The organism is Streptomyces fractus (genome assembly GCF_049844455.1).
Lineage (GTDB): Bacteria > Actinomycetota > Actinomycetes > Streptomycetales > Streptomycetaceae > Streptomyces > Streptomyces fractus.
Genome location: NZ_JBMYHI010000002.1, coordinates 5,346,220 through 5,368,074, shown reverse-complemented (window position 1 = coordinate 5,368,074; position 21,855 = coordinate 5,346,220). Strand labels below are relative to the sequence as shown.

The following is a 21,855-nucleotide window of genomic DNA, read 5'->3' as shown; positions in this document are numbered from 1 at the left end:
ACATGAGCGACGAAATGAACCAGCACGTCGAGGAAGTGAAGGAGCTCGAGGCCAAGTCGGCGACGGCGGCCCGCCTCTTCGACGTGCGACGCATCATCGGCGGCCTCTTCGTGGTGTACGGCGTGATCGTCACGATCGCCGGCTTCACGGCGTCCGACGCCGACCTCAAGAAGGCCCAGGACATCAACATCAACCTGTGGACCGGCATCGGCATGCTGATCCTCGGAGTGTTCTTCCTGGTCTGGATGAAGCTGCGCCCGACGGAACCGCCGTCCGCCGAGGAACTGGCGGAGGCGTCCGAGTAACGCGCCTCCCCCGCAAACCGGAGCCGGAGCCCACCACTTGGGAGAGCGGTGGGCTCCGGCTCTTCGGCCACTTCGCGGCAAGCGCGCCGCACAACGCACAAGGCCCGTTCCGCCGAAGCGGAACGGGCCTTGTCCTTGTGGAGCGCCGGGCAGGCCTTGCACCTGCATCTCCCCGCAGGAAGCGGGACGTCTTTCCTTGGACCACCAACGCACGGTCGTTCACCGCGAGTTGCGGCGACCAACGCAAGATCAACTATAGCTCAGGACTCCGGTTCGGGCGAGCCCACCGGGCCCGCCCGGTCCAGCAGGCCCGTGCGCGCGGCGAGCGCCGCCGCCTCCAGGCGCGAGCCGACGCCCAGCTTCATCAGGACGCGCTGCACATGCGTACGGGCCGTGGACGGGGCGATGCCCATGCCGGCGGCGATGAGCCGCGTGTCCTCGCCGTCCGCGACCCGCACCAGGACCTCGACCTCGCGCGGCGTGAGCATCTGGAGCAACCGCTGCCCCTCGTCGTCCGGTTGGGCGGCCGGGTTGAGTAATTCACCGAACGCGCCCTGGAGCAGCGCGGGGGCCACCGCCGCCTCCCCCGCCCGCGCCTTCATCAGGGCGCGCTCGACGCCCTCTATGCGCTCGTCGTGCCGTACGTAGCCGGAGGCGCCGGCCGCGAAGGCCGACGCGATGCCTCTGGGCGAGGGAACGGGGCCGAGTACCACCACCGCCACCTGCGGGCGCTCGCGTTTGATGCGGATCACCGGGTCGAAGGTGCCGGGCTCCGCGGGTGTCGCCGTGCCCAGGAGGCAGACCTCGGGCGCCCGCGAGATGACCAGGTCCGCCGCTCCGGCCGCCGGTGCGGCAGCGGCGAGCACCCGGTGCCCGCGCAGCTTCAGGGCCGAGGCCAACGCCTCGGCCAGCAGTCGGTGGTCGTCGACCACCATCAGCCGCACTCCCATCGAGCCAACCCCCCAATCGACCCCGGGCGTCCCCGCGAACCCCCGGGCCCCCCAAGGACAGGCAAGCCCCCCGACTCCCCGTCCTCCTTCATCCCCCGGAAGCTACACGCTTGTTCGAGGTTGCGCGCCCCCTACCGGCCAGAAGCGGCCCTGAATGCTGAAATCCAGTGCATTGAGGGATGATTGGGGGTACAGAAATCGCAAAGTCAGCGCCCCTGGAGCGGCCCGCGGCGGTTTTCAGCCTGTGGTGAATCCGAGCGCCGTGAAGCGTTTGTCGTCCTTCCCGTAAGGAGCGCTGATCACCGGGCTCCCGAGGAACAACCTGCCTTTGGAATAATGGAGTTCGGAGCTCGCCTGTCCCGGCGCCATGCTGCCGATCGCCTCCCGGACGGCGGGCGTGGCCGGGGTCTCGAGGAGGGTCCGCTGCTTCATGGTCGTGGGGTCGATCGTGACCATCGCGCTGCCCTTGTCATAGGCGCCGGTCTTGAACGCGAGGATGTTCCCGCCGTCCATGCGCACCGGGAAGATGCTGTGGTCACCGCCCTCGACGCGGTCGCCGGTGCGCTTCCCGGTTTCCAGGGAGTACGAAACGATCTCGTTGGTCATGCCGACGTCACCGGAGTTCTCCGAAGTCCCTGAGTTCCCGGGAACGGTGTGCTGTCGGGTCGCGAGGTACACGCGCCCGTTGCCCACCGCAGTCTTCGCGCAGCCCTCGATCTTTCCGGCCTCGCAGGCGAAGTCGAATTTCTTGGGATCGAGGGCGATCTTCGACATCAGTTTTCCGCGGTCGTCCACGGTGAGGATGCTGTTGATCGTGCCTGTCGAATTTCCGCCGGTCCCGATCCCGACCACGACCGGCTTGGTGGACAGGACCTTCACCGCCGTCGGGCCGGTGGCGATCGCGTAGGACCACCTGGGCCCGCCCGTCGTCGGGTCGAGGAGCTGCACCTCGTACCGCTCGTCGCCGTACGCGCCGCACTTGCGGACGGCGACGAGGCGCGTGCCGCCGCGGTAGCCCATGTCCTGGCAGGTTCCGGTGTCGGGCTGCCAGAGGATGCGGCCCGACTTGACGTCGAAGGCGGCGCCGCCGTCGAAACCGCCGCCCACGGCAAGGGTGTTGCCCGAGAAGGAGAGCTCCTCGAACCGCCGGTCCTTGGTGCCCTGCCGCACGGTCTGCGACCAGACCTTGTGCCCGGTGTTGACGTCGAAGACCGTGATCCGCGTGCACGGCCTGGGCCTGTTGTCCCTGGACCGCTTGGCGTCCTCGCTGACCACGGCCGCGAGCCCGTCGTCGTTGACGCTGTCGGTCCCCGCGCACGTCTGGCCCGACAGCGGGAGCGTCCAGGTCTTCCTCCCGCTCGCGGCGTCGTACCCGGCGAGCTGGTTCAGGCCCGCCTTGGCGTACGTCCGGTCGGTCAGCCAGGACCCACGGACGTTGTCCACCTGCCGCTTCGCCACCTTCGGCGCGGGCAGCCGCAGCGCCGTCCTGGCCGACGGATCGGCCGGGACCTCTTCCTCGGGCCCGCCGAAGCCGTCACCACCCTTGTCGCCGTCCGCGGCGTCCGAGCTGCCGGCCCCGGGGGCGTCCCCGCCGGACGTCGAGAAGTAGAGGACGCCGCCGCCGACGATCAGCGCGATGGCCACGACCGCGGCGCCGATGACGAGCGCGATCGGCGGCACCTTCTTGCGGGTGGGCGGCTGCTCTTGGTGGTGGCCGTACGGGTGCTGCTGCTCGTACGGCTGTTGCCCCGGGCGGCCCCGGGACTCGGGCGGGAGCGGTGAGCGCAGGGTGCCGTAGCCGGGAGCGGTGTACGGCGGCATGGGCGGTGGGGCGCCGAATCCGCCCTGCGGGGACGGGGGCTCGTTCGGCGGTCGGGGCGGGGGTGGCTGGGTCATGACCTGGGTACCTCGGGGACGTTGAGTTTCGGCAAGGCCAGTCGCCGTGGGCCGGATCGCACGTTGTCGTACCGGCGGCCCTTTTCTATCACCCGCGTCTGTCACCCACGGCTGTCACTCAGGCCCGCCACTTACGTCCGGCACCCATGTCCGGCACCCGCGTCCGACAGGCACGTCCGACAGGCAGGCCCCGGCTCACGCGTCCTCGGCGAGTTCCAGCCAGCGCATCTCCAACTCCTCGCGCTGCGCGACCAGATCACGCAGCTCGGCGTCGAGCTTCGCGACCTTTCCGAAGTCGGTGGCGTTGTCGGCGATCTGCGTGTGGAGCTTGCCCTCCTTCTCGGAGATCTTGTCCATCTGCCGCTCGATCTTCTGGAGTTCCTTCTTCGCGGCGCGCACGTCGGCCGCGGAGGGACCCGCCTTCTCGGCCGCGGCCGGGGCCGCCGCGGGGGCCGGGGACGCGGCCTCGATCATCCGCTGCCTGCGCTCCAGGTACTCGTCGACACCGCGCGGCAGCATCCGCAGCGTGGCGTCGCCGAGCAGGGCGTACGTGTTGTCGGTGGTGCGCTCCAGGAAGAACCGGTCGTGGGAGATCACGACCATCGAGCCGGGCCACCCGTCGAGCAGGTCCTCCAGCTGCGTCAGCGTCTCGATGTCCAGGTCGTTCGTCGGCTCGTCGAGGAACAGGACGTTCGGCTCGTCCATGAGGAGGCGGAGGATCTGGAGGCGGCGGCGCTCGCCACCGGACAGGTCGCCGACCGGCGTCCACTGCTTGTCCTTCGCGAAGCCGAACTGCTCGCACAGCTGGCCCGCGGTCATCTCGCGGCCCTTGCCGAGGTCGACGCGGTCGCGGACCTGCTGCACGGCCTCCAGTACGCGGAGGGAGGCAGGGAGTTCGGTCACGTCCTGCGAGAGATACGCGAGCCGTACCGTCTTGCCCACGATGATCTTCCCGGCGGCGGGCTGGACGTCGCCCTGGCTGCGGGCGGCCTCGTCGAGGGCGCGCAGCAGGGACGTCTTGCCCGCGCCGTTCACACCGACCAGGCCGACGCGGTCGCCGGGGCCGAGCTGCCAGGTCAGATGCTTGAGCAGCATCTTCGGTCCCGCGGTGACCGTCACGTCCTCCAGCTCGAAGACGGTCTTGCCGAGCCGGGCGTTCGCGAACTTCATCAGCTCGCTCTTGTCGCGCGGCTCCGGGACGTCGGCGATCAGCTCGTTGGCCGCCTCCACGCGAAAGCGCGGCTTGGAGGTGCGGGCGGGGGCGCCGCGGCGCAGCCAGGCCAGCTCCTTGCGGACCAGGTTCTGCCGCTTGGCCTCCTCGGTCGCGGCGATCCGCTCCCGCTCGGCGCGCGCGAACACGTAGTCCGAGTAGCCGCCCTCGTACTCGTAGACGTCGCCCTTCTGCACGTCCCACATGCGGGTGCAGACCTGGTCGAGGAACCAGCGGTCGTGCGTGACGCAGACGAGGGCGGAGCGGCGGGAGCGCAGGTGCTGGGCGAGCCAGGCGATGCCCTCGACGTCGAGGTGGTTCGTCGGCTCGTCGAGGACGATCAGGTCCTGCTCGGCGATGAGCAGCTTCGCGAGCGCGATACGGCGCCGCTCGCCGCCGGAGAGCGGGCCGATCACGGTGTCCAGGCCCTGCGGGAAGCCGGGCAGGTCGAGGCCGCCGAAGAGGCCCGTGAGCACGTCGCGGATCTTGGCGCTGCCGGCCCACTCGTGGTCGGCCATGTCGCCGATGACCTCGTGGCGGACGGTGGCCGCGGGGTCGAGCGAGTCGTGCTGGGTGAGTACGCCGAGGTGGAGGCCGCCGCTGTGGGTGACGCGTCCGGTGTCGGACTCCTCCAGCTTGGCGAGCATCCGGATGAGGGTGGTCTTGCCGTCTCCGTTGCGTCCCACGACGCCGATCCGGTCGCCTTCCTGTACGCCGAGGGAGACGCCGTCGAGGAGGGCACGGGTGCCGTAGACCTTCGAGACGTTCTCGACGTTGACCAGATTGACTGCCATTTCGCTCCGCTCCGGGGGGTGGGCCGCGGGGGTGGGCCGACTTTCAAGCGTAGTCGGCCCACCGAGGGTGCCGGTCACCCGTTCCCACGCCACGGGGCTCCGCCCCGGCCCCCGCGCCTCAATCGCCGGCGGGGCTCAATCTTGCTCACCCGGTGCTGGGGGCGTATTTACCCATCCGGCGCTGGGGCTGAGGTGGCCACCCGCCGTAGGGACTGACGTACCCACCCGCCGCAGGGGCTGAGGTGGCCACCCGCCGTGAGGACTTGACGGGGCCACCCGCCGTAGGGACTGACGTGCCCACCCGCCGTCGGGTTTGACGTGGCCATCCGCCGTGGGGACTGATGTGCCTGCCCGCCGTGGGGTGCTGATTTGCCGGCGCGGCGCGGCTTGATGTGCCCCCGCTCACCTCCCACCACCCGCCCCCTCCGGGGGCGTCGGCCCGACGGGGTGCCGGCACCGCCTTGGGCAATCTGCCGCCTTGGGCGGCAGGGTGGGCAAGGCGGCGCCCCGGTGCCGCGCAACACGTGCCGGTGGCCGCGGCCACGGGTCGGCGAGACCCCGGTGCCACGCAACACTTCCGACGGCCGCAGGCGCGGAGTGGTGAGGCCACGGCGTCGCGTAGCGCTTGCGGGGGCCGTGGACACGGAGTGGTGAGGCCGCGGGGGCGCGTGGCGGTCGGCGTGGGGGTCAGAGGAGTGTGGCGCCTGGGGCCGGGGACGGGGCCACGTGGGCCGTGCGGCACAGGGTCGAGGTGGTGACGGCCGCGGCCACCGCTCGGGCTGTCGGCTCGTCCGCCGCGAGGAACGCGGTCGTCGGGCCCGAGCCCGAGACCAGTGCGGCCAGCGCTCCCGCCGACGTACCGGCGTCGAGGGTGTCCTTCAGGGACGGGAAGAGGGAGAGCGCGGCGGGCTGCAGGTCGTTGGTGACCGTGGCCGCGAGCGCCTCGACGTCACCGGTGCGCAGCGCCTCCAGAAGCGCGGGCGCGGCGACGGGCTCGGGCGCCTCGGGGCTGAGGCGGTCGAACTCGCGGTACACCGCCGGCGTGGAGAGCCCACCGTCCGCTGCCGCGAACACCCACCAGAACTCCCCTCCCACCTCGAGGGGTTCGAGCTTCTCGCCCCGCCCGGTACCGAGCGCCGCACCGCCGACCAGGCTGAACGGCACGTCGCTGCCCAACTCGGCGCAGATGTCGAGGAGTTCTTCTCGGGAGGCCTTCGTGCCCCAGAGCGCGTCGCAGGCGAGCAGCGCACCCGCCGCGTCCGCCGAGCCGCCCGCCATGCCCCCGGCGACCGGGATGTCCTTGGCGATGTGGATCCGTACGGCCGGTTCACCGAGGCCGTGCCGCTCCGCCAGCGCGAACGCGGCGCGTGCCGCCAGGTTCGTACGGTCCAGGGGCACCTGGTCGGCGCCGGGGCCCGTACAGGTGAGCGCGAAGGAGTCCGCCTCCGACACCGTCACCTCGTCGTAGAGGCCGACGGCGAGGAAGACGTTCGCCAGGTCGTGGAAGCCGTCGGGGCGGGCGCCGCCGACCGCGAGCTGGACGTTGACCTTGGCCGGTACGCGTACGGTCACCGATGTCGCTGTCACTGCTGCTTGGCCTCCGCGATGCGGGCGAATTCGTGGACGGTGAGGGCCTCGCCGCGCGCCTGCGGGGAGACGCCCGCCGCGACGAGCGCCTCCTCGGCGGCCTGCGCCGAACCCGCCCACCCGGCGAGCGCCGCGCGCAGCGTCTTGCGTCGCTGGGCGAAGGCGGCGTCGACGACCGCGAAGACCTCTTGCCGGGTCGCGGTGGTGGGGATCGGCTCGGTGCGGCGCACGAGGGAGACGAGGCCGGAGTCGACGTTCGGGGCGGGCCAGAAGACGTTGCGGCCGATGCTGCCGGCGCGCTTGACCTCCGCGTACCAGTTGGCCTTCACGGACGGGACGCCGTAGACCCGGGAGCCGGGCCCGGCGGCGAGCCGGTCGGCGACCTCCGCCTGCACCATCACGAGGGTCCGCTCGATGGTCGGGAAACTCTCCAGCATGTGGAGCAGTACGGGGACCGCGACGTTGTACGGAAGGTTCGCGACGAGGGCGGTGGGGGCCGGGCCGGGGAGCTCGGTGACCTGCATCGCGTCGATGTTGACGAGGTCGAAGGCGTCCTTCTTGGCCGGGAGGCGGGCCGCGATGGTGGCGGGGAGGGCCGCGGCGAGTACGTCGTCGATCTCCACGGCCGTGACGTGGCGGGCCGCCTCGAGGAGGGCGAGGGTGAGCGAGCCGAGGCCGGGTCCCACCTCTACGACGGCGTCGTCCTCGGTCACTTCCGCGGTGCGGACGATGCGGCGGACGGTGTTGGCGTCGATGACGAAGTTCTGGCCGCGCTGTTTGGTCGGCCGGACGTTCAGCGCCGCGGCGAGTTCGCGGATGTCCGCGGCGCCGAGGAGGGGGCCCTGAGGCTCACTGGTACTCACCGTTCAAGGGTAGCCGTGCCCACACCTCCCCCTTCCGCCCCTGCTCCACGCCACCGTGACCTCACCGCCCCGTGGCCGCGGCCACCGCAAACTTTGCGCGGCACGGTCGGCCTCACCGCCCCGTGGCCGCGGCCACCGCAAGCGTTACGCCGCGCCGTGGCCTCGCCGCCCCGTGACTGCGGCCATCGCAAGTGTTGCGCGGCCCCGGGGTCTCGCCGACCCGTGGCTGTGGCCACCGGCACGTGTTGCGCGGCACCGTGGCGCCGCCTTGCCCACCCTGCCGCCCAAGGCGGCAGATTGCCCAAGGCGGTGCCGGCACCCCGTCGGGCCGGCGCCCCCGGAGGGGGCGGGTGGTGGGAGGTGAGCGGGGGCACATCAAGCCGCGCCGCGCCGGCAAATCAGCACCCCACGGCGGGTGGGTACGTCAAGCCCCCACGGCGGGTGGGTACGTCAGTCCCTACGGCGGGTGGCCCCGTCAAGCCCCTACGGCGGGTGGGTACGTCAGTCCCTACGGCGGGTGGCCCCGTCAAGCCCCTACGGCGGGTGGCCACCTCAGCCCCCGCGCCGGGTGGCACGTCAGCCCCGGCGGGGAGCGAGCACATCAGCCCCAGCACCCGACAGCCACATCAGCCCCCGCACCCGGCAGCCACATCCGCCCCCAGCCCCGAGTGGCCACCTCAGCCCCAGCGCCGGATGGGTAAGTACGCCCCCAGCACCGGGTGAGCAAGATTGAGCCCCGCCGGCGATTGAGGCGCGGGGGCCGGGGCAGAGCCCCGTGGGCGCAACGCCGGTGCCGCGTGCCACTGCCACCGCTACAGACGCGCGCCGCAATGGGGCCACGGGGTCGACCCCCGCGACACGTACAGCTTCTTCGCGCGGTAGGTCTGCTCCGACGCAGGTGCGTCCTGGGGGCGCCCCGAGCCGCCGAGGCTCTGCCACGTCTGGGTGTCGAACTGGTAGAGGCCCCCGTAGGTACCGGTCGCGTCCGTCGCATCCGGCCGCCCGCCCGACTCACACGCGGCGAGGCCCGACCAGTTGAGGGAATCCGCCCCGGCCACGGACGTCGGCATCGGCTTCGTACCGACCCTGACCTGCTGCGTACGCGGCTCCCGTACGACCTCCTGCCGCACCCGCCGCGGCTTCATCCTGACCCCGTTGACGGTGCGCACCGAGTACGTGACCCGCTTCATGCCCGGCTCACCGGCCCGCGTGACGACCTCCGTGCCCTGGAACTGCGAGGCGTCCTCGGTGCGTTCGGTCGCGTAGGGGATCGGTTCCTCACGGACCTCCCTCTCCCCCGTCACCCGCATCACCGTGATGACCTGCCCGTCGCGCGGGAAGCTGCTCTGCGGCACCGACGTGGTGTCCTGCCCGCGCAGCGTGACGCCCGCGTCCCGAACGGCCTCGCCCACGGTCGCCGCGTTCGTGCGGATGGTGCGGCGGTTGCCGTCGGCCATGATCGTGACGCTGCGTTCGGTGCGTACGTCGAGGTCGAGACCGTGGCGGGCGATGCGCTGGGAGCGCGAGGCAGAGACGTACGCGCCCTCCGCCCGCACCCCGAGCTGCCTGAGCGCCCCGTGCACGGTCTGCGCCGTCGTCCACACCTCGCGGCGCTGCCCGTCGAGGGTGAGCCGGACGGGGCGCCCGTAGCGGACCGCGACCTCGTCCCCGCTGGCCAGTTCGGCCTGCTCGCCGGGTGCCACGACGTCGTGGTCGCCGACGTCCACGCCCTCGTCGGCGAGGAGTTCGGTGACGTCGTCGGCGAAGGTGTGCAGGGTGCGCTCCTTGCCGTCGACGCTGAGGTGGATCGCCTTGTCGTCGGCGACGAAGGCGGACGTGCCGCCCGCGAGGAACGCGACGACGAGCGCCTGCGGCAGCAGCCTGCGCAGCGCCTCGGGGCGCTGCGCCGTCTTCCTGCGGCGTGCGGCACGCCGGGCGGCGGCCCGGCCACCGGTCGGCGCGGAGGAGATGACCTGCGTCTCCGCCTCGTACGCCTCGTACGCCTCGTACGGCTCGCACGCCTCGTAAGTCTCGTACGTCCCGTGCGGCTCATCCCGCTCGTACGTCTCCTGCGGCGTAATGCTCACGACGAACGCTCCAGGCACTCACAGCTGTCCGGCCCCCGGGGAGGGGCGGATCGGGAGAGCAGAACCTAGCGGAGCGGCCGTCACTCTCCAAAGCTGCACTGTCACTCTGCGTGGCGACTTTGCCCGAAGGTGAGCGGACGCGAGCGCCCGTGACCGTTATCGCTCAGTAATCGAAGGCACGCGCGGTGTTGGCGGAGACCGACGTCGCGAGGGCTTCCTCCGTGACGCCCTTGACCTCGGCCATGGCGCGCAGCGTGACCGGAATGAGATACGGGGCATTAGGCCGACCGCGGTACGGGGCGGGCGTGAGGAAGGGCGCGTCGGTCTCGACGAGGACCAGTTCGGACGGTGCCACCGCCAGCGCGTCGCGCAGCGGCTGCGCGTTCTTGAACGTCACGTTCCCCGCGAACGACATGAAGTAGCCGTTCTCCGCGCAGATTTGGGCCATGTCCGCGTCGCCGGAGTAGCAGTGGAAGACGGTGCGCTCGGGCGCGCCCTCCTCCTTCAGGACGCGTAGCACATCGGCGTGCGCCTCACGGTCGTGGATGACGAGCGACTTGCCGTGCCGCTTGGCGATCTCGATGTGGGCGCGGAACGAGCGCTCCTGCGCGGCCTTGCCTTCGGGTCCCGTACGGAAATGGTCGAGGCCCGTCTCGCCGACGCCCTTCACGTGCGGGAGGGCGGCGAGCCGGTCGATCTCGGCGAGGGCCTCGTCGAGCCCGGCGTCACCGAGGGCTTCGCGCGCGCCCTGCCGGGACCATCCGTCGGGGTCGCCGTGCACGATGCGCGGCGCCTCGTTGGGGTGCAGGGCGACGGTCGCGTGCACGGCCTCGAAGGCCTCCGCCGTGTCGGCCGCCCACCGCGAACCCGCGAGGTCGCAGCCCACCTGGACGACCGTGGTCACGCCCACCGACGCCGCCTTGGCGAGGCCCTCCTCCACGCTGCCCGCCTGCATGTCCAGATGGGTGTGCGAGTCGGCGACCTCGATCTCCAGAGGCACGGGCAGCGGCGGCGGGGTGACGTCCTTGGTGCTGGGGCTCATGCCCCGATCTTACGAATCCGTCCTACGAAGCCGGCCTCACTCGTCCCGCTTGTGGTGGCTGAAGGGGTGCAGCAGGTCGGACAGGTGCCAGTGGTGGTGCCCTTCGCGCTCCGCCGCGTCCGGTTCCGGCACCTCCACGGGGCCCGCCTGCGGGGTGCTGTGGTGCTGCAACGCGTCACGGGCGGAGGAGACCCGCCCCGCGCGCATGATGCGCACGACGTGGCCCTCGCAGTTCACGCAGGTGGGCCTGGTCAGCGGCGACGGCACCCGCTCGCCCTCGACCACGTACATCACGAACTCCGCACCCTCCCCGTCGACGTGGTGCTCGATCTCGTAGGACTGCTCCCAGCCGTGCCCGCACCGCATGCAGGCGAAGGAATACGACTCGTGGGCGATGGATATCGCCGCGCTGCGATTCGGGACCGGGGGCGTCTGCGCACCAATGGCTGTCTTGGAGACTGCGAACTCGCTCATGCCAGCTCCTCTTGCACGCTGGACAAACGCTGCCCTGCGGCAGCGTGGGGACGGGTACGTCCCCTTCAACCAGTGGACGCCTCCGCCGGGCCGAGCGCAAAAGCCCTGTCGACTATTGGATCCGATTTGGCCTTTCCCTGCCGAAACGGGCCTGGCGCGCGGTCTTCGCTTTGCTTTTCAGGTTAGTCCTTTACGCCCTTATGGGGCTGTCCGCGCCGCATTCTTTGCCGCCACCACGGCATCGAACACCTCGCGCTTGGGCAGCCCCACGTCGGCGGCCACCGCGGCGATCGCCTCCTTGCGGCGCTCCCCGGCCTCTTCGCGGACCTGAACCCTGCGCACCAGCTCAGCGGGGGTGAGGTCGTCGGCGGACTTCTCCGGCGCGCCCTCGACGACGACCGTGATCTCGCCGCGCACGCCCTCGGCGGCCCACTCGGCGAGCGCCTTCAGGGGGCCGCGCTTCACCTCTTCGTACGTCTTGGTGAGCTCACGGCACACGGCGGCGCGACGGTCCTCGCCGAAGGCCTCGGCCATCGCGACGAGGGTGTCGTCGAGCCGGTGCGGGGCCTCGAAGTAGACGAGGGTGCGGCGCTCCTGCGCGACCTCCTTGAGGCGGGAGAGCCGCTCGCCCGCCTTGCGCGGCAGGAAGCCCTCGAAGCAGAAGCGGTCGACGGGGAGCCCGGAGAGCGCGAGGGCGGTGAGCACGGCGGAGGGTCCTGGCACGGCCGTGACGCGGATGTCCCGCTCGACGGCGGCCGCGACCAGGCGGTACCCGGGGTCGGACACGGACGGCATGCCCGCGTCCGTCACGAGCAGTACCCGCGCCCCTCCGGCGAGCGCCTCGACGAGCTCCGGCGTGCGCGCCGACTCGTTGCCCTCGAAGTACGACACGACACGCCCGCCGACCTGCACCCCGAGCGCCTGTGTCAGCCGCTTCATGCGCCGGGTGTCCTCGGCGGCGACGACATCGGCGTTTGCCAGCTCCTGGGCGAGCCGCGGCGGCGCGTCCGACACGTCGCCGATCGGGGTGCCCGCGAGCACGAGGGTTCCGGTGCCCTCAGCGGATTCTGCGGATTCTGCGGTTCCTGTCACGGATCCATCCTCGCAGGGGCGGGCCGCGGGACTCGCACAGTCGGGTTCCCTACGATGGCGCGCGTGACCAGTACCGCGTCGTCGTCCGGGGCGACTCCGACCAGCGCACCGACCGAACAGGCCGCCACCGCGGAGCCGCCGCAGTCGTCGTGGCTGCGCGGGCTGCGCAGGTTCGGATACCGGGCGCAGGCCAGAGACGGTGCCGTGGGCACGCACCTGGTGCCGCCGTTCCCGCCGCTCGGGGGCCGCCTGTGGGCGTCCTTCGGGCTGAGCCGGTTCACCGCCGCTCAGGCGGAGCGGATCGTCGGCTGGGTCGGGCCGCTGCTCGTCACGCTCGTCGCGGGTCTCGCCAGGTTCTGGAACCTGGGCAGCCCGAAGGCGGTGATATTCGACGAGACGTACTACGCGAAGGACGCGTGGGCGCTCATCCACCGCGGCTTCGAGGTGAACTGGCCCAAGGACGCCAACGACAAGATCCTCGCCACGGGCGGACACGTACCGATCCCGCACGACGCCTCGTACGTCGTGCATCCGCCGGTGGGCAAGTACGTCATCGGTATCGGCGAGTGGATGTTCGGGTTCGACCCGTTCGGCTGGCGGTTCATGACGGCGGTCCTCGGCACGCTGTGCGTGCTCATGGTCTGCCGGATCGGCCGCCGCATCTTCCGCTCCACGTTTCTCGGCTGCCTGGCGGGCGCGCTGCTCGCCGTCGACGGGCTCTCGTACGTGATGAGCCGCACCGCGCTGCTCGACTCGGTGCTCGTCTTCTTCGTGGTGGCCGCGTTCGGCTGTCTGATCCTCGACCGGGAGCGCACGCGCGGGCAGTTGGCCGCCGCGCTGCCCGTGGACGAGCACGGGCTGCCGCACCCCGACGCCGAGGTCGCGGCGACGCTGCGCCTCGGCCGGCGCCCCTGGCGGCTGCTTGCCGGACTGTGCCTCGGGCTCGGCGCCGCCACGAAGTGGAACGGCTTCATCTTCCTGGCCGCCTTCGCCCTGATGTCGGTCCTGTGGGACGTGGGCTCCCGGCGGGTGGCGGGCGCCGAGCGCCCCTACCGCGCGGTGCTGAGGCGGGACGTCGTCCCGGCGTTCGTCTCGACCGTCCCCGTGGCCGTCGCCACGTACGTCCTGTCCTGGCTCGGCTGGATCCTCTCCCCCGACGACGGCACCGGCGGCTACTTCCGCAACTGGGCGGTGACCGACGGCAAGGGCGGCGGCTGGAGCTGGCTGCCGGACTGGGTGCGCAGCATGTGGCACTACGAGCACGAGGTGTGGAACTTCAACACTACGCTCAGCTCGCCGCACACCTACCAGTCCAACCCGTGGAGCTGGCTCGTCGACGGCCGCCCGGTCTCGTACTTCTACGAGTCGCCGAAGCCGGGCGCGCAGGGCTGCCCCACCGACGCCACCGAGAAGTGCGCCCGCGAGGTCCTCGCGCTCGGCACGCCGCTGCTGTGGTGGGCTGCCTGCTTCGCGCTCCTGTACGTGCTGTGGCGCTGGTTCTTCCGCCGCGACTGGCGGGCGGGCGCGATCCTGTGCGGCGTCGCGGCGGGCTATCTCCCCTGGTTCAACTACCAGGAGCGGACGATCTTCTACTTCTACGCGGTCGTCTTCGCCCCGTTCCTCTGCCTGGCCCTCGCGATGATGCTCGGCGCGATCATCGGCAAACCGGGCTCACCGGAGCGCCGGCGGGTGATCGGCGCGGCGGCCGCGGGCGGCCTGGTGCTGCTCATCGCCTGGAACTTCATCTATTTCTGGCCGATCTACACGGGCGACGCGATCCCGGTCGACTCGTGGCGTTCACGGATGTGGCTGGATACCTGGGTGTGAGTCGGTTTCGGTCAGCTTTGTGATCTCAATCCGGACACCTTCGGACATCATCTGAAGAACTCGCGTTCCTTGGTGCACTCGCCGTGCTTACAGTCCCTCTCGTATACCTGGGGAGGGGAGCGCGTCATGCGCAAGGGGGTCAAGATCGGCATCGTCGGCGGGGTGTTCGCCGTCATGGTCGGTGGTGCGGGGTACGGGGGGTACAACCTCGTCACGGCGGTCACGGGCGGGAACACCGTGTCGTCGCAGGATTCGGAGCACAAGTCGGGGCCGCCGTCCGGCGACGAGGTGAAGGAGACGTCGGAGGACTTCCTCGCGGCGTGGGCGAAGAACGATCCGGCGGCCGCGGCGCGGCTCACGGACTACGCCGACAACGCGATGAGCGTCCTCGAGGACTGGCACGACAAGGCGCACGTCACACACACCGAGCTGACGCCCACGAGGGCGGACGGCGCGAAGGTCGCCTTCCACGTCAGGGCCACCGTCGCGTACGGCAAGAAGACGCGGACCATGTCGTACGACTCGTCGCTCACGGTCGTGCGCGGGCAGACCACCGGGCGGGCGCTCGTCGACTGGTCGCCGTCCGTGGTGCACCCGTCGATGGGGAAGGGCGACACGCTCGTCACCGGCGAGGCGCCCTCGCCCCCGATCGAGGCCGTGGGCCGCGACGGCACCGTGCTGACCAAGGACACGTACCCGTCGCTCGGCCCGGTCCTGGACGAGCTGCGCGCCAAGTACGGGGATTCCGCCGGGGGTTCGCCCGGCATCGAGACGTACGTGGAGCACACCGACGCGAACGGGGAGACGAGCACCGCGAAGAGCCTCCTCACCCTCGCCAAGGGCAGGCCCGGCAAGCTGCGTACGACGATCAGCGCGACCGCGCAGGCGGCCGCCGAGCAGGCGGTGAAGAAGTACCCGGAGTCGTCGGTGGTGGCGATCGAGCCGTCCACCGGTGAGGTGCTCGCGGTCGCCAACCAGGCGAAGGGCGAGTTCAACGCGGCGTTCCAGGGCGGCACCGCGCCCGGCTCCGTGATGAAGATCCTCACCGCGGCGGCGCTCATCGACAACGGCGTGACCTCCGCGAACGGGCCCGCGCCCTGCCCCGATTCGGCCGTCGCGCTGAGCCAGACCTTCCACAACCTCCAGGGCATGCGGGCGAACGGGAACGCGACGCTGGCCGACAGCTTCGCCCGCTCCTGCAACACCGCCTTCATCAAGCTCTCCGACGACCTGGGCGCCCAGAAGTTCGCCACCGAGGTGAAGGACCGGTTCGGCATCGGCAAGGACTGGAAGACGGGGATCGTCTCCCGCGACGGTTCGGTGGAGCTGCCGGGGAACTCCGACGACGCGGCCGCGATGATCGGCCAGGGCAAGGTCAAGATGAACCCGTTGAACATGGCGTCGGTCACGGCGACCGCCATCACCGGGACGTTCCACCAGCCGGTCCTCGTCTCCCGGAAGGTCGACGAGGACCCGTTGGCCACGGCGCGGGGTCTGCGGCCCGGAACCTCCGCCCAGCTGCGGCAGATGATGCGGCTGACCGCGACCAGCGGCACCGCCGCCGCGGCCATGGCGGATGTGCCCGGTGACAAGGGCGCGAAGACGGGCTCCGCGGAGGTCGACGGCCAGGGCGACGCCAACTCCTGGTTCGCGGGCTACAGCGGAGACATCGCGGCGGCCGCGACGGTGCCGCGCGGCGGGCACGGCGGAGACGCGGCGGGGCCGCTCGTCGCGGCGGTACTACGGGCGGGAGCGTAGGTCCTCTACGCCTCTGTGACGCCTGGCGGTGAATGCACGCATCGCCAGGCTCTACCACGTCGTTCAGTCCTACGGAAAGTGCGCTCAGGACCACCCCGTACCCTGGGCCACCCGTAGATCTCCGGAGGACTCAGGTGGGCAGCAGAGGCAAGCGTCGCGGTGAGACGCGGCGCAACACGAACGCCCTGGTGATCGGTGGCGTCGCCGCCGTCGCCGTCATCGGGGCAGGCGTCGGCGCGTACGCGCTGATCGGGAGCGGTGACCCGGCGAGCAGCACCTCGGCCGCCGCGGACGACAAGCCCGAGATCCCGAAGGGCCCGCCGACCGCCAAGGAGGTACGGACCGTCGCCGACGGCTTCCTCACCGCCTGGCAGCGGGGCGACACCGCGAAGGCCGCCGCGTACACGAACGACGCGGCGGCCGCGAAGAAGGCGCTCGCCGATGTCACCAAGGACGCCCACCTCACCGGCCTGAAGCTCGCGCCCGGCACCCGCAAGGGCGCACAGGTCCCCTTCCACGTCACGTCGACCGTCGAGTACGAGAAGCTGAGCGAGCCCTTCGCGTACGACTCCTCGCTGACCGCCGAGCGCCGCAAGAGCGACGGCAAGGTCCTCGTCGACTGGCAACCCTCCGTGGTGCACCCGGACTTGAAGGACGGCGACCACCTGGAGACGGGTGAGGCGGGCGATCCGCCGGTCAAGGCCGTCGACCGGGCCGGCAACGAGCTGGACGCGAAGAAGTACCCGTCGATCGGCACCATCGTGGACGGTCTGCGCGAGAAGTACGGGAAGAAGGCGGGTGGCACCGCCGGCGTCGAACTGCGCGTCGTGCGCGGGAAGTCCGGGAAGAAGTCCGAGGACAAGAACGCGCTGCCCGACAAGACGCTGCTCACGCTCTCCAAGGGCACGCCGGGCACGGTGAAGACCACGCTCGACCCGACGCTGCAGGCCGAGGCCGAGAGCCAGGTGAAGTCGCGCAAGAAGGCCTCGGTCGTGCTCGTGAAGCCGTCGACCGGGGAGATCCTGGCGGTGGCGAACTCCAACCCCGGGTTCAACACGGCGTTCCAGGGCTCGCTCGCGCCCGGCTCGACGATGAAGGTCATCACGGCGTCGATGCTGCTCGACAAGAAGATCACGGACGTCGACAAGAAGCATCCGTGCCCGAAGTACTTCACGTACGGGCACTGGAAGTTCCAGAACGACGACAAGTTCCAGATCAAGGACGGCACGTTCAAGGCGAGCTTCGCCGCGTCCTGCAACACGGCCTTCATCAGCCAGGCGCCGAAGCTCGACAACGACTCGCTGACCAAGCAGGCGCAGTCCGTCTTCGGCCTCGGCATGAACAACTGGTCGATCGGGGTGCCTAGTTTCGACGGCGCGGTGCCGGTGATGTCGGACGCGCAGATGGCGGCCTCGCTGATCGGGCAGGGCGGCGTGCGGATGAACCCGCTGAACATGGCGTCGGTGGCGGCGACCGTGAAGGCGGGCGCCTTCCACCAGCCGTACCTGGTGTCGCCCGACTTCGACGGGCGCACGCTGGCGAAGGCGTCGAAGCCGATCTCCGCGTCGACGGCCTCGAAGCTGCGGGAGTTGATGCACTACACGGCGATCGCCGGTACGGCCGTGAAGCCGATGTCCGGGCTCGGCTCCGACATGGGCGCGAAGACCGGTTCGGCGGAGGTCGACGGTCAGAAGGACCCCAACGGCTGGTTCACGGCGTGGCGCGGGGACCTCGCGGCGGCGGCCGTGGTGCAGCAGGGTGGGCACGGTGGCGACTCGGCGGGTCCGGTCGTCCGCGAGATGCTGCTGGCGGGCTCCGGGGAATAGGGCTCGCGTGCCCCGTACACGTACAGCTAGCGTGCGGGGCATGACGTCCACGGAAAGCGCAGCACACCCCCGTTTCGCCGAAGCGGCCATGGCCATGGGTCTGGCCGGACTCCTGCCGCGTGTACGCCGCTTCCCGGAGGCGACGCGTACCGCGCAGGAGGCGGCGGAGGCGATCGGCTGCGAACTGAGCCAGATCTGCAAGTCGTTGATCTTCGCGGCGGACGGAGTGCCGGTGCTGGTCCTGATGGACGGTGCCTCGCGCGTGGACCTGGATCTCGTGCGCGCGGAGTTGGGCGCGGAGAAGGTGACGCGCGCGAAGGCGGACGTCGTCCGGGAGTTCACGGGTTACGCGATCGGCGGTGTGCCGCCCTTCGGCCACGCGAACAAGACGCGGGTCCTGGCGGACCGCTCCCTGCTCACGCACGACACGGTGTGGGCGGCGGCGGGCAGCCCCTACGCCGTCTTCCCCATGGAGCCCAAGGAGTTGATCGCACACGCGGGCGCCGCGCTCGTGGACGTGCGCGAATGACCCCGGTGGTCGCGGCGGCCGTGCTGCTGGCCGCCGTGACCCACGCCTCGTGGAACGCCCTGGCCCACCACATCACGGACAAACTGGTCGGCTTCACGCTGATCTCGGGCGGCGGAACGCTGATCGGCCTGGTACTGGCGGTGTTCGCTCCGCTCCCGTCGCCGGACGCGTGGCCGTACCTCGTGGCCTCGGCCCTCCTCCACATCGCCTACTACGCCCTACTCATGACCTCGTTCAAACTGGGCGACTTCGGGCAGGCCTATCCGATCGCGCGGGGCACGGCGCCGCTCGTGGTGACGGTGCTCGCGGCGGTCTTCGCGGGCGAGGTCCCGGGCGGCTGGCAGGCGGCGGGCGTCGCGGTCTCCAGCGCGGGCCTGACGGGCCTGGCGCTGTGGGGGCTACGGGGTTCGGGGCGCAGGCCGGACTGGCACGCGCTGGGCGCCGCGCTGGCGACGGGGTTCGCGATCGCGTCGTACACGGTGGTGGACGGCCTGGGCGTCCGCGCCTCCGGCTCCTCCCTCGGCTACATCGCGTGGCTGATGGTGCTGGAGGGCATCGCGGTACCGGTGTACGCGGCGTACCGCTGGCGCGGTGAACTGGTGGAGCGCCTGCGCCCGTTCGCATGGCGGGGCCTGCTGGGCGCGGCCCTCTCGGTCCTCGCCTACGGCCTGGTCCTCTGGGCCCAGACCCGCGCCGACCTCGCCCCGATCTCCGCACTCCGTGAGTCGTCGATCATCGTGGGCGCGGCGATCGGCGCCCTCTTCTTCAAGGAACACTTCGGCACACCGAGGCTTTTGGCGGCGGGCGTGGTGGTGGCGGGCATCGGCTTGATGCTGCACGCGGGTTGAATCCCATCGCCGCAGGGGCTAACCGTTCAACGCCTCCCGCACCGACTTCACCAACGCCTGGGCACGTGGGTCCGCTGTGACTCCCTTTTGCATGCCGTTGGTTATGTAGCCGAAGGCGATGCCGGACTCCGGGTCGGCGAAGCCGAGGGCGCCGCCGCGGCCGGGGTGGCCGAAGGAGGTCGGGGTGAGGAGGGGGGACGCGATGCCGTGGAGCATGTAGCCGAGGCCGAAGCGGGACGGGGAGATGAGGGTGCGGTCGGGGCCCGATGAGGCTTCCGTGCGGGCGAGTTGGGCTGTTTCCGGGGTGAAGAGGCGTGCTCCGCCCTCGACTTCGCCGATGAGGGATGCGTAGAAGCGGGCCAGGCCCTCCGCCGTGCCGATGCCGTTCGAGCCGGGGAGCTGGGCCGCGCGGTACGCCGGGTCGTTCTCGTCCGCCGCCGGGGCGATCGTGCCGAAGGCGCGGTTGGTGAGCGAGTCCGGGTTCTCGTACGCCTCGACGATGGCCCGCTTGGGGCGGGAGCGCAGGCCGTGCGCGGTGGCCGGCGGCTCGACGGGGCCGACGCGGCCGACCCGGTGGGCCCGGTCGTCCGGGAGGCCGATCCATACGTCGGCGCCGGCCGGTCCCGCGATCTGCTCGGCGACGTACTCCCCGATGGTCCGGCCCGTGATCCGCCGCACCAGCTCGGCCGTCAGCCAGCTGTACGTCTGCGCGTGGTACCCGTGGTCCGTGCCCGGCGCCCAGAACGGTTCCTGCGCGGCGACGGCCGCCGCCGCGAGGTCCAGGTCCGCGGCCTCGGCGGGCGTGAGCGGACGGTCGAGGGCGGGCACACCGGCGCGGTGCGCGAGGACGTGCCGGACCAGCGCGTCCTCCTTGCCGTGCGCCTTGAACTCCGGCCAGTACGAGCCGACGGGCGCGTCGAGGTCCAGCTCGCCGCGCTGATGCAGCAGGAGCAGCGCCGCGGCGGCGATCCCCTTGGTGCCGGAGCGGAGGATCTGGGCAGTGCCCGGCTCCCAGGGCGCACCACCGTCGACGTCGCGCGTGCCCGCGTACAGGTCGATGATCCGCCGCCCGTCGCGGTACACGACGAGCGCGGCGCCGCGTTCACCGCGGGCCGTGAAGTTCTCACCGAAAGCGGTGCGAACGCCTTCGAATCCGGGGGCGACCGTGCCGTTCACTGCTGTGTCCACGGAGAGTACAACAGGTCGCGGCGGCCGTTGATTTCCGTCGAACGCTCACGTGGCCGACGTCACGCCGTCCGCCCCGCCACCGACCTCGGGTCGAAGCCGAAGGGCAGTTCCAGGCGGTGCGCCGTCATCAGGTTCTCGTCGACGAGGAGGTCGACGGTCGCCCCGTCCGCCGCGATCGCGCCGTCGCTGAGGATCACCGCGCGCGGGCAGAGCTCCATCGCGTACGGCAGGTCGTGCGTGACCATGAGGACCGTGACGTCCAACGAGCGCAGGATGTCGGCGAGTTCACGCCGGGAGGCCGGGTCGAGGTTGGAGGACGGCTCGTCCAGGACGAGGATCTCGGGTTCCATCGCGAGGACCGTCGCCACCGCGACCCGCCTGCGCTGGCCGAACGACAAGTGGTGCGGGGGCCGGTCCGCGAACTCCTCCATGCCGACCAGCGCGAGCGCCTTGCGGACGCGCGCCTCCAGCTCCGCGCCCTTCATGCCCGCCGCCGCCGGGCCGAACGCGACGTCCTCTCGGACCGTCGGCATGAACAGCTGGTCGTCCGGGTCCTGGAAGACGATGCCGACCTTGCGGCGGATCTCCGCCATGTTGCGCGCGGAGACCGGCAGCCCGGCCACCGTCACCGTTCCCGCGCCACCCGTCAGGATGCCGTTGAGGTGCAGGACGAGGGTCGTCTTGCCCGCGCCGTTCGGCCCGAGGAGCGCGACCCGCTCGCCCTTGCCGATCGTGAGGTCCACGCCGAAGAGGGCCTGGTGCCCGTCGGGGTAGGCGAAGGCGAGTCCTCGTACGTCCAAAGAAGCCACAGAAGAAGTCACAGCGTCCATCCCATCAAGCACACCACAAGCGCCGCACACGGCAGGGTCAGCGCGTACGACCACTGGGTCCTGGTCGCCGCGAGGTCGTCGATCACCGGCATCGATCCCGTGTAGCCACGGCTGACCATGGCGAGGTGCACCCGCTCGCCGCGCTCGTAGGAGCGGATGAACAGCGCGCCCGCCGACTTGGCGAGCACCCCCCAGTGCCGTACGCCCTTCGCCTCGAAGCCGCGCGACTCCCGGGCGATCTTCATGCGGCGCATCTCGTCGGTGATCACATCGCCGTAGCGGATCATGAACGAGGCGATCTGTACGAGGAGCGGCGGCAGCTTCAGGCGTTGCAGGCCGAGGATCAGTTCGCGCAGTTCGGTGGTCGAGGCGAGCAGGACCGCGGCGGCGACGCCGAGCGTGCCCTTGGCGAGCACGTTCCACGCGCCCCACAGTCCGCTCTCGCTCAGCGAGAGACCGAGTACCTGTACGCGCTCGCCCTCCGCCACGAACGGCATCAGCACCGCGAAGGCCACGAACGGGACCTCGATGAGGAGGCGCTTCAGCAGGAACCCGGCCGGGACCCGCGCCGTGTACGCCACCGCCGCCAGCAGCACCGCGTACAGGGCGAAGGCCCACATCGCCTCGCGCGGGGTGGAGACGACCACGATCACGAAGCAGAAGACGGCCGCGAGCTTGGTGTGCGGCGGCAGCGCGTGCACGGGCGAGGCCCCGGCGCGGTAGAGGCGGTGGGCGTGACCGGCGCCCAT

General features: G+C 71.2%; 18 protein-coding genes and 1 tRNA gene. 6 read left to right on the top strand and 13 right to left on the bottom strand.

Going from position 1 to position 21,855, the window contains the following annotated elements:
* Positions 1-2 precede the first annotated feature (2 nt).
* Positions 3-305, top strand: coding sequence for a hypothetical protein (locus ACP4E5_RS26355; protein WP_425832771.1), 303 nt, complete (start codon positions 3-5; stop codon positions 303-305).
* Positions 306-443: 138 nt separating this feature from the next.
* Here ACP4E5_RS26355 and ACP4E5_RS26350 read toward each other — a convergent pair.
* From ACP4E5_RS26350 to rsmI, 10 genes are all read right to left on the bottom strand, one after another.
* Positions 444-516 (bottom strand) — tRNA-Arg (locus ACP4E5_RS26350).
* 49 nt (positions 517-565) lie between these two features.
* The gene (locus ACP4E5_RS26345; protein ID WP_425832769.1) at positions 566-1,255 is read right to left on the bottom strand and encodes a helix-turn-helix transcriptional regulator; all 690 of its coding nucleotides are present in this window, start codon (positions 1,253-1,255) and stop codon (positions 566-568) included.
* 237 nt (positions 1,256-1,492) lie between these two features.
* Positions 1,493-3,151, bottom strand: coding sequence for an outer membrane protein assembly factor BamB family protein (locus ACP4E5_RS26340; protein ID WP_425832767.1), 1,659 nt, complete (start codon positions 3,149-3,151; stop codon positions 1,493-1,495).
* A gap of 195 nt (positions 3,152-3,346) precedes the next feature.
* Positions 3,347-5,155, bottom strand: a complete 1,809-nt coding sequence (locus tag ACP4E5_RS26335; protein ID WP_425832765.1) for an ABC-F family ATP-binding cassette domain-containing protein — start codon at positions 5,153-5,155, stop codon at positions 3,347-3,349.
* A gap of 687 nt (positions 5,156-5,842) precedes the next feature.
* Positions 5,843-6,742 (bottom strand): 4-(cytidine 5'-diphospho)-2-C-methyl-D-erythritol kinase, encoded by a 900-nt coding sequence (locus ACP4E5_RS26330; protein WP_425832763.1) that lies wholly within the window; start codon positions 6,740-6,742, stop codon positions 5,843-5,845.
* The gene (gene rsmA, locus ACP4E5_RS26325) at positions 6,739-7,605 is read right to left on the bottom strand and encodes a 16S rRNA (adenine(1518)-N(6)/adenine(1519)-N(6))-dimethyltransferase RsmA (protein WP_425832761.1); all 867 of its coding nucleotides are present in this window, start codon (positions 7,603-7,605) and stop codon (positions 6,739-6,741) included. Before rsmA ends, ACP4E5_RS26330 begins: the two co-directional genes overlap by 4 nt.
* An 812-nt stretch (positions 7,606-8,417) precedes the next feature.
* Positions 8,418-9,692, bottom strand: a complete 1,275-nt coding sequence (locus ACP4E5_RS26320; RefSeq protein WP_425832759.1) for a ubiquitin-like domain-containing protein — start codon at positions 9,690-9,692, stop codon at positions 8,418-8,420.
* A gap of 163 nt (positions 9,693-9,855) precedes the next feature.
* Positions 9,856-10,734 carry a TatD family hydrolase gene (locus ACP4E5_RS26315; protein ID WP_425832757.1) on the bottom strand — a complete coding sequence of 293 codons (879 nt, stop codon included), beginning with the start codon at positions 10,732-10,734 and terminating at the stop codon, positions 9,856-9,858.
* A 36-nt stretch (positions 10,735-10,770) separates the two neighbouring features.
* Positions 10,771-11,208, bottom strand: a complete 438-nt coding sequence (locus ACP4E5_RS26310; RefSeq protein WP_425832755.1) for a hypothetical protein — start codon at positions 11,206-11,208, stop codon at positions 10,771-10,773.
* A 198-nt stretch (positions 11,209-11,406) separates the two neighbouring features.
* Positions 11,407-12,300: a 16S rRNA (cytidine(1402)-2'-O)-methyltransferase gene (rsmI, locus tag ACP4E5_RS26305; RefSeq protein ID WP_425832753.1), complete on the bottom strand. Its 894-nt coding sequence runs from the start codon at positions 12,298-12,300 to the stop codon at positions 11,407-11,409.
* Positions 12,301-12,363: 63 nt separating this feature from the next.
* Between rsmI and ACP4E5_RS26300 the strand changes: the two genes are divergently transcribed.
* The 5 genes from ACP4E5_RS26300 to ACP4E5_RS26280 all read left to right on the top strand — a co-directional run bounded on the left by ACP4E5_RS26300 (position 12,364) and on the right by ACP4E5_RS26280 (position 19,088).
* Entirely contained in the window at positions 12,364-14,127 is a 1,764-nt protein-coding gene (locus tag ACP4E5_RS26300; protein ID WP_425832751.1) for a dolichyl-phosphate-mannose--protein mannosyltransferase, read from the top strand.
* Positions 14,128-14,253: 126 nt separating this feature from the next.
* Positions 14,254-15,885 carry a penicillin-binding transpeptidase domain-containing protein gene (locus ACP4E5_RS26295; RefSeq protein WP_425832749.1) on the top strand — a complete coding sequence of 544 codons (1,632 nt, stop codon included), beginning with the start codon at positions 14,254-14,256 and terminating at the stop codon, positions 15,883-15,885.
* Positions 15,886-16,019: 134 nt separating this feature from the next.
* Positions 16,020-17,711, top strand: a complete 1,692-nt coding sequence (locus ACP4E5_RS26290) for a penicillin-binding transpeptidase domain-containing protein (RefSeq protein WP_425832747.1) — start codon at positions 16,020-16,022, stop codon at positions 17,709-17,711.
* A gap of 40 nt (positions 17,712-17,751) precedes the next feature.
* On the top strand, positions 17,752-18,240 hold the full coding sequence (locus ACP4E5_RS26285) for a YbaK/EbsC family protein (protein ID WP_425832745.1): 489 nt from the start codon (positions 17,752-17,754) through the stop codon (positions 18,238-18,240).
* On the top strand, positions 18,237-19,088 hold the full coding sequence (locus tag ACP4E5_RS26280; RefSeq protein WP_425832743.1) for an EamA family transporter: 852 nt from the start codon (positions 18,237-18,239) through the stop codon (positions 19,086-19,088). The genes ACP4E5_RS26285 and ACP4E5_RS26280 overlap by 4 nt, the downstream gene beginning before the upstream one ends.
* 18 nt (positions 19,089-19,106) lie before the next feature.
* Here ACP4E5_RS26280 and ACP4E5_RS26275 read toward each other — a convergent pair whose 3' ends face one another.
* From ACP4E5_RS26275 to cbiQ, 3 genes are read right to left on the bottom strand one after another with little or no spacing between them, the layout of a single operon-like run.
* Complete coding sequence (locus ACP4E5_RS26275; protein ID WP_425832741.1) at positions 19,107-20,276, bottom strand: serine hydrolase domain-containing protein; 1,170 nt, start codon at positions 20,274-20,276, stop codon at positions 19,107-19,109.
* A gap of 59 nt (positions 20,277-20,335) precedes the next feature.
* Positions 20,336-21,106 (bottom strand): energy-coupling factor ABC transporter ATP-binding protein, encoded by a 771-nt coding sequence (locus ACP4E5_RS26270; RefSeq protein WP_425832738.1) that lies wholly within the window; start codon positions 21,104-21,106, stop codon positions 20,336-20,338.
* Positions 21,094-21,855 (bottom strand): cobalt ECF transporter T component CbiQ, encoded by a 762-nt coding sequence (gene cbiQ / locus ACP4E5_RS26265; RefSeq protein WP_425832736.1) that lies wholly within the window; start codon positions 21,853-21,855, stop codon positions 21,094-21,096. Before cbiQ ends, ACP4E5_RS26270 begins: the two co-directional genes overlap by 13 nt.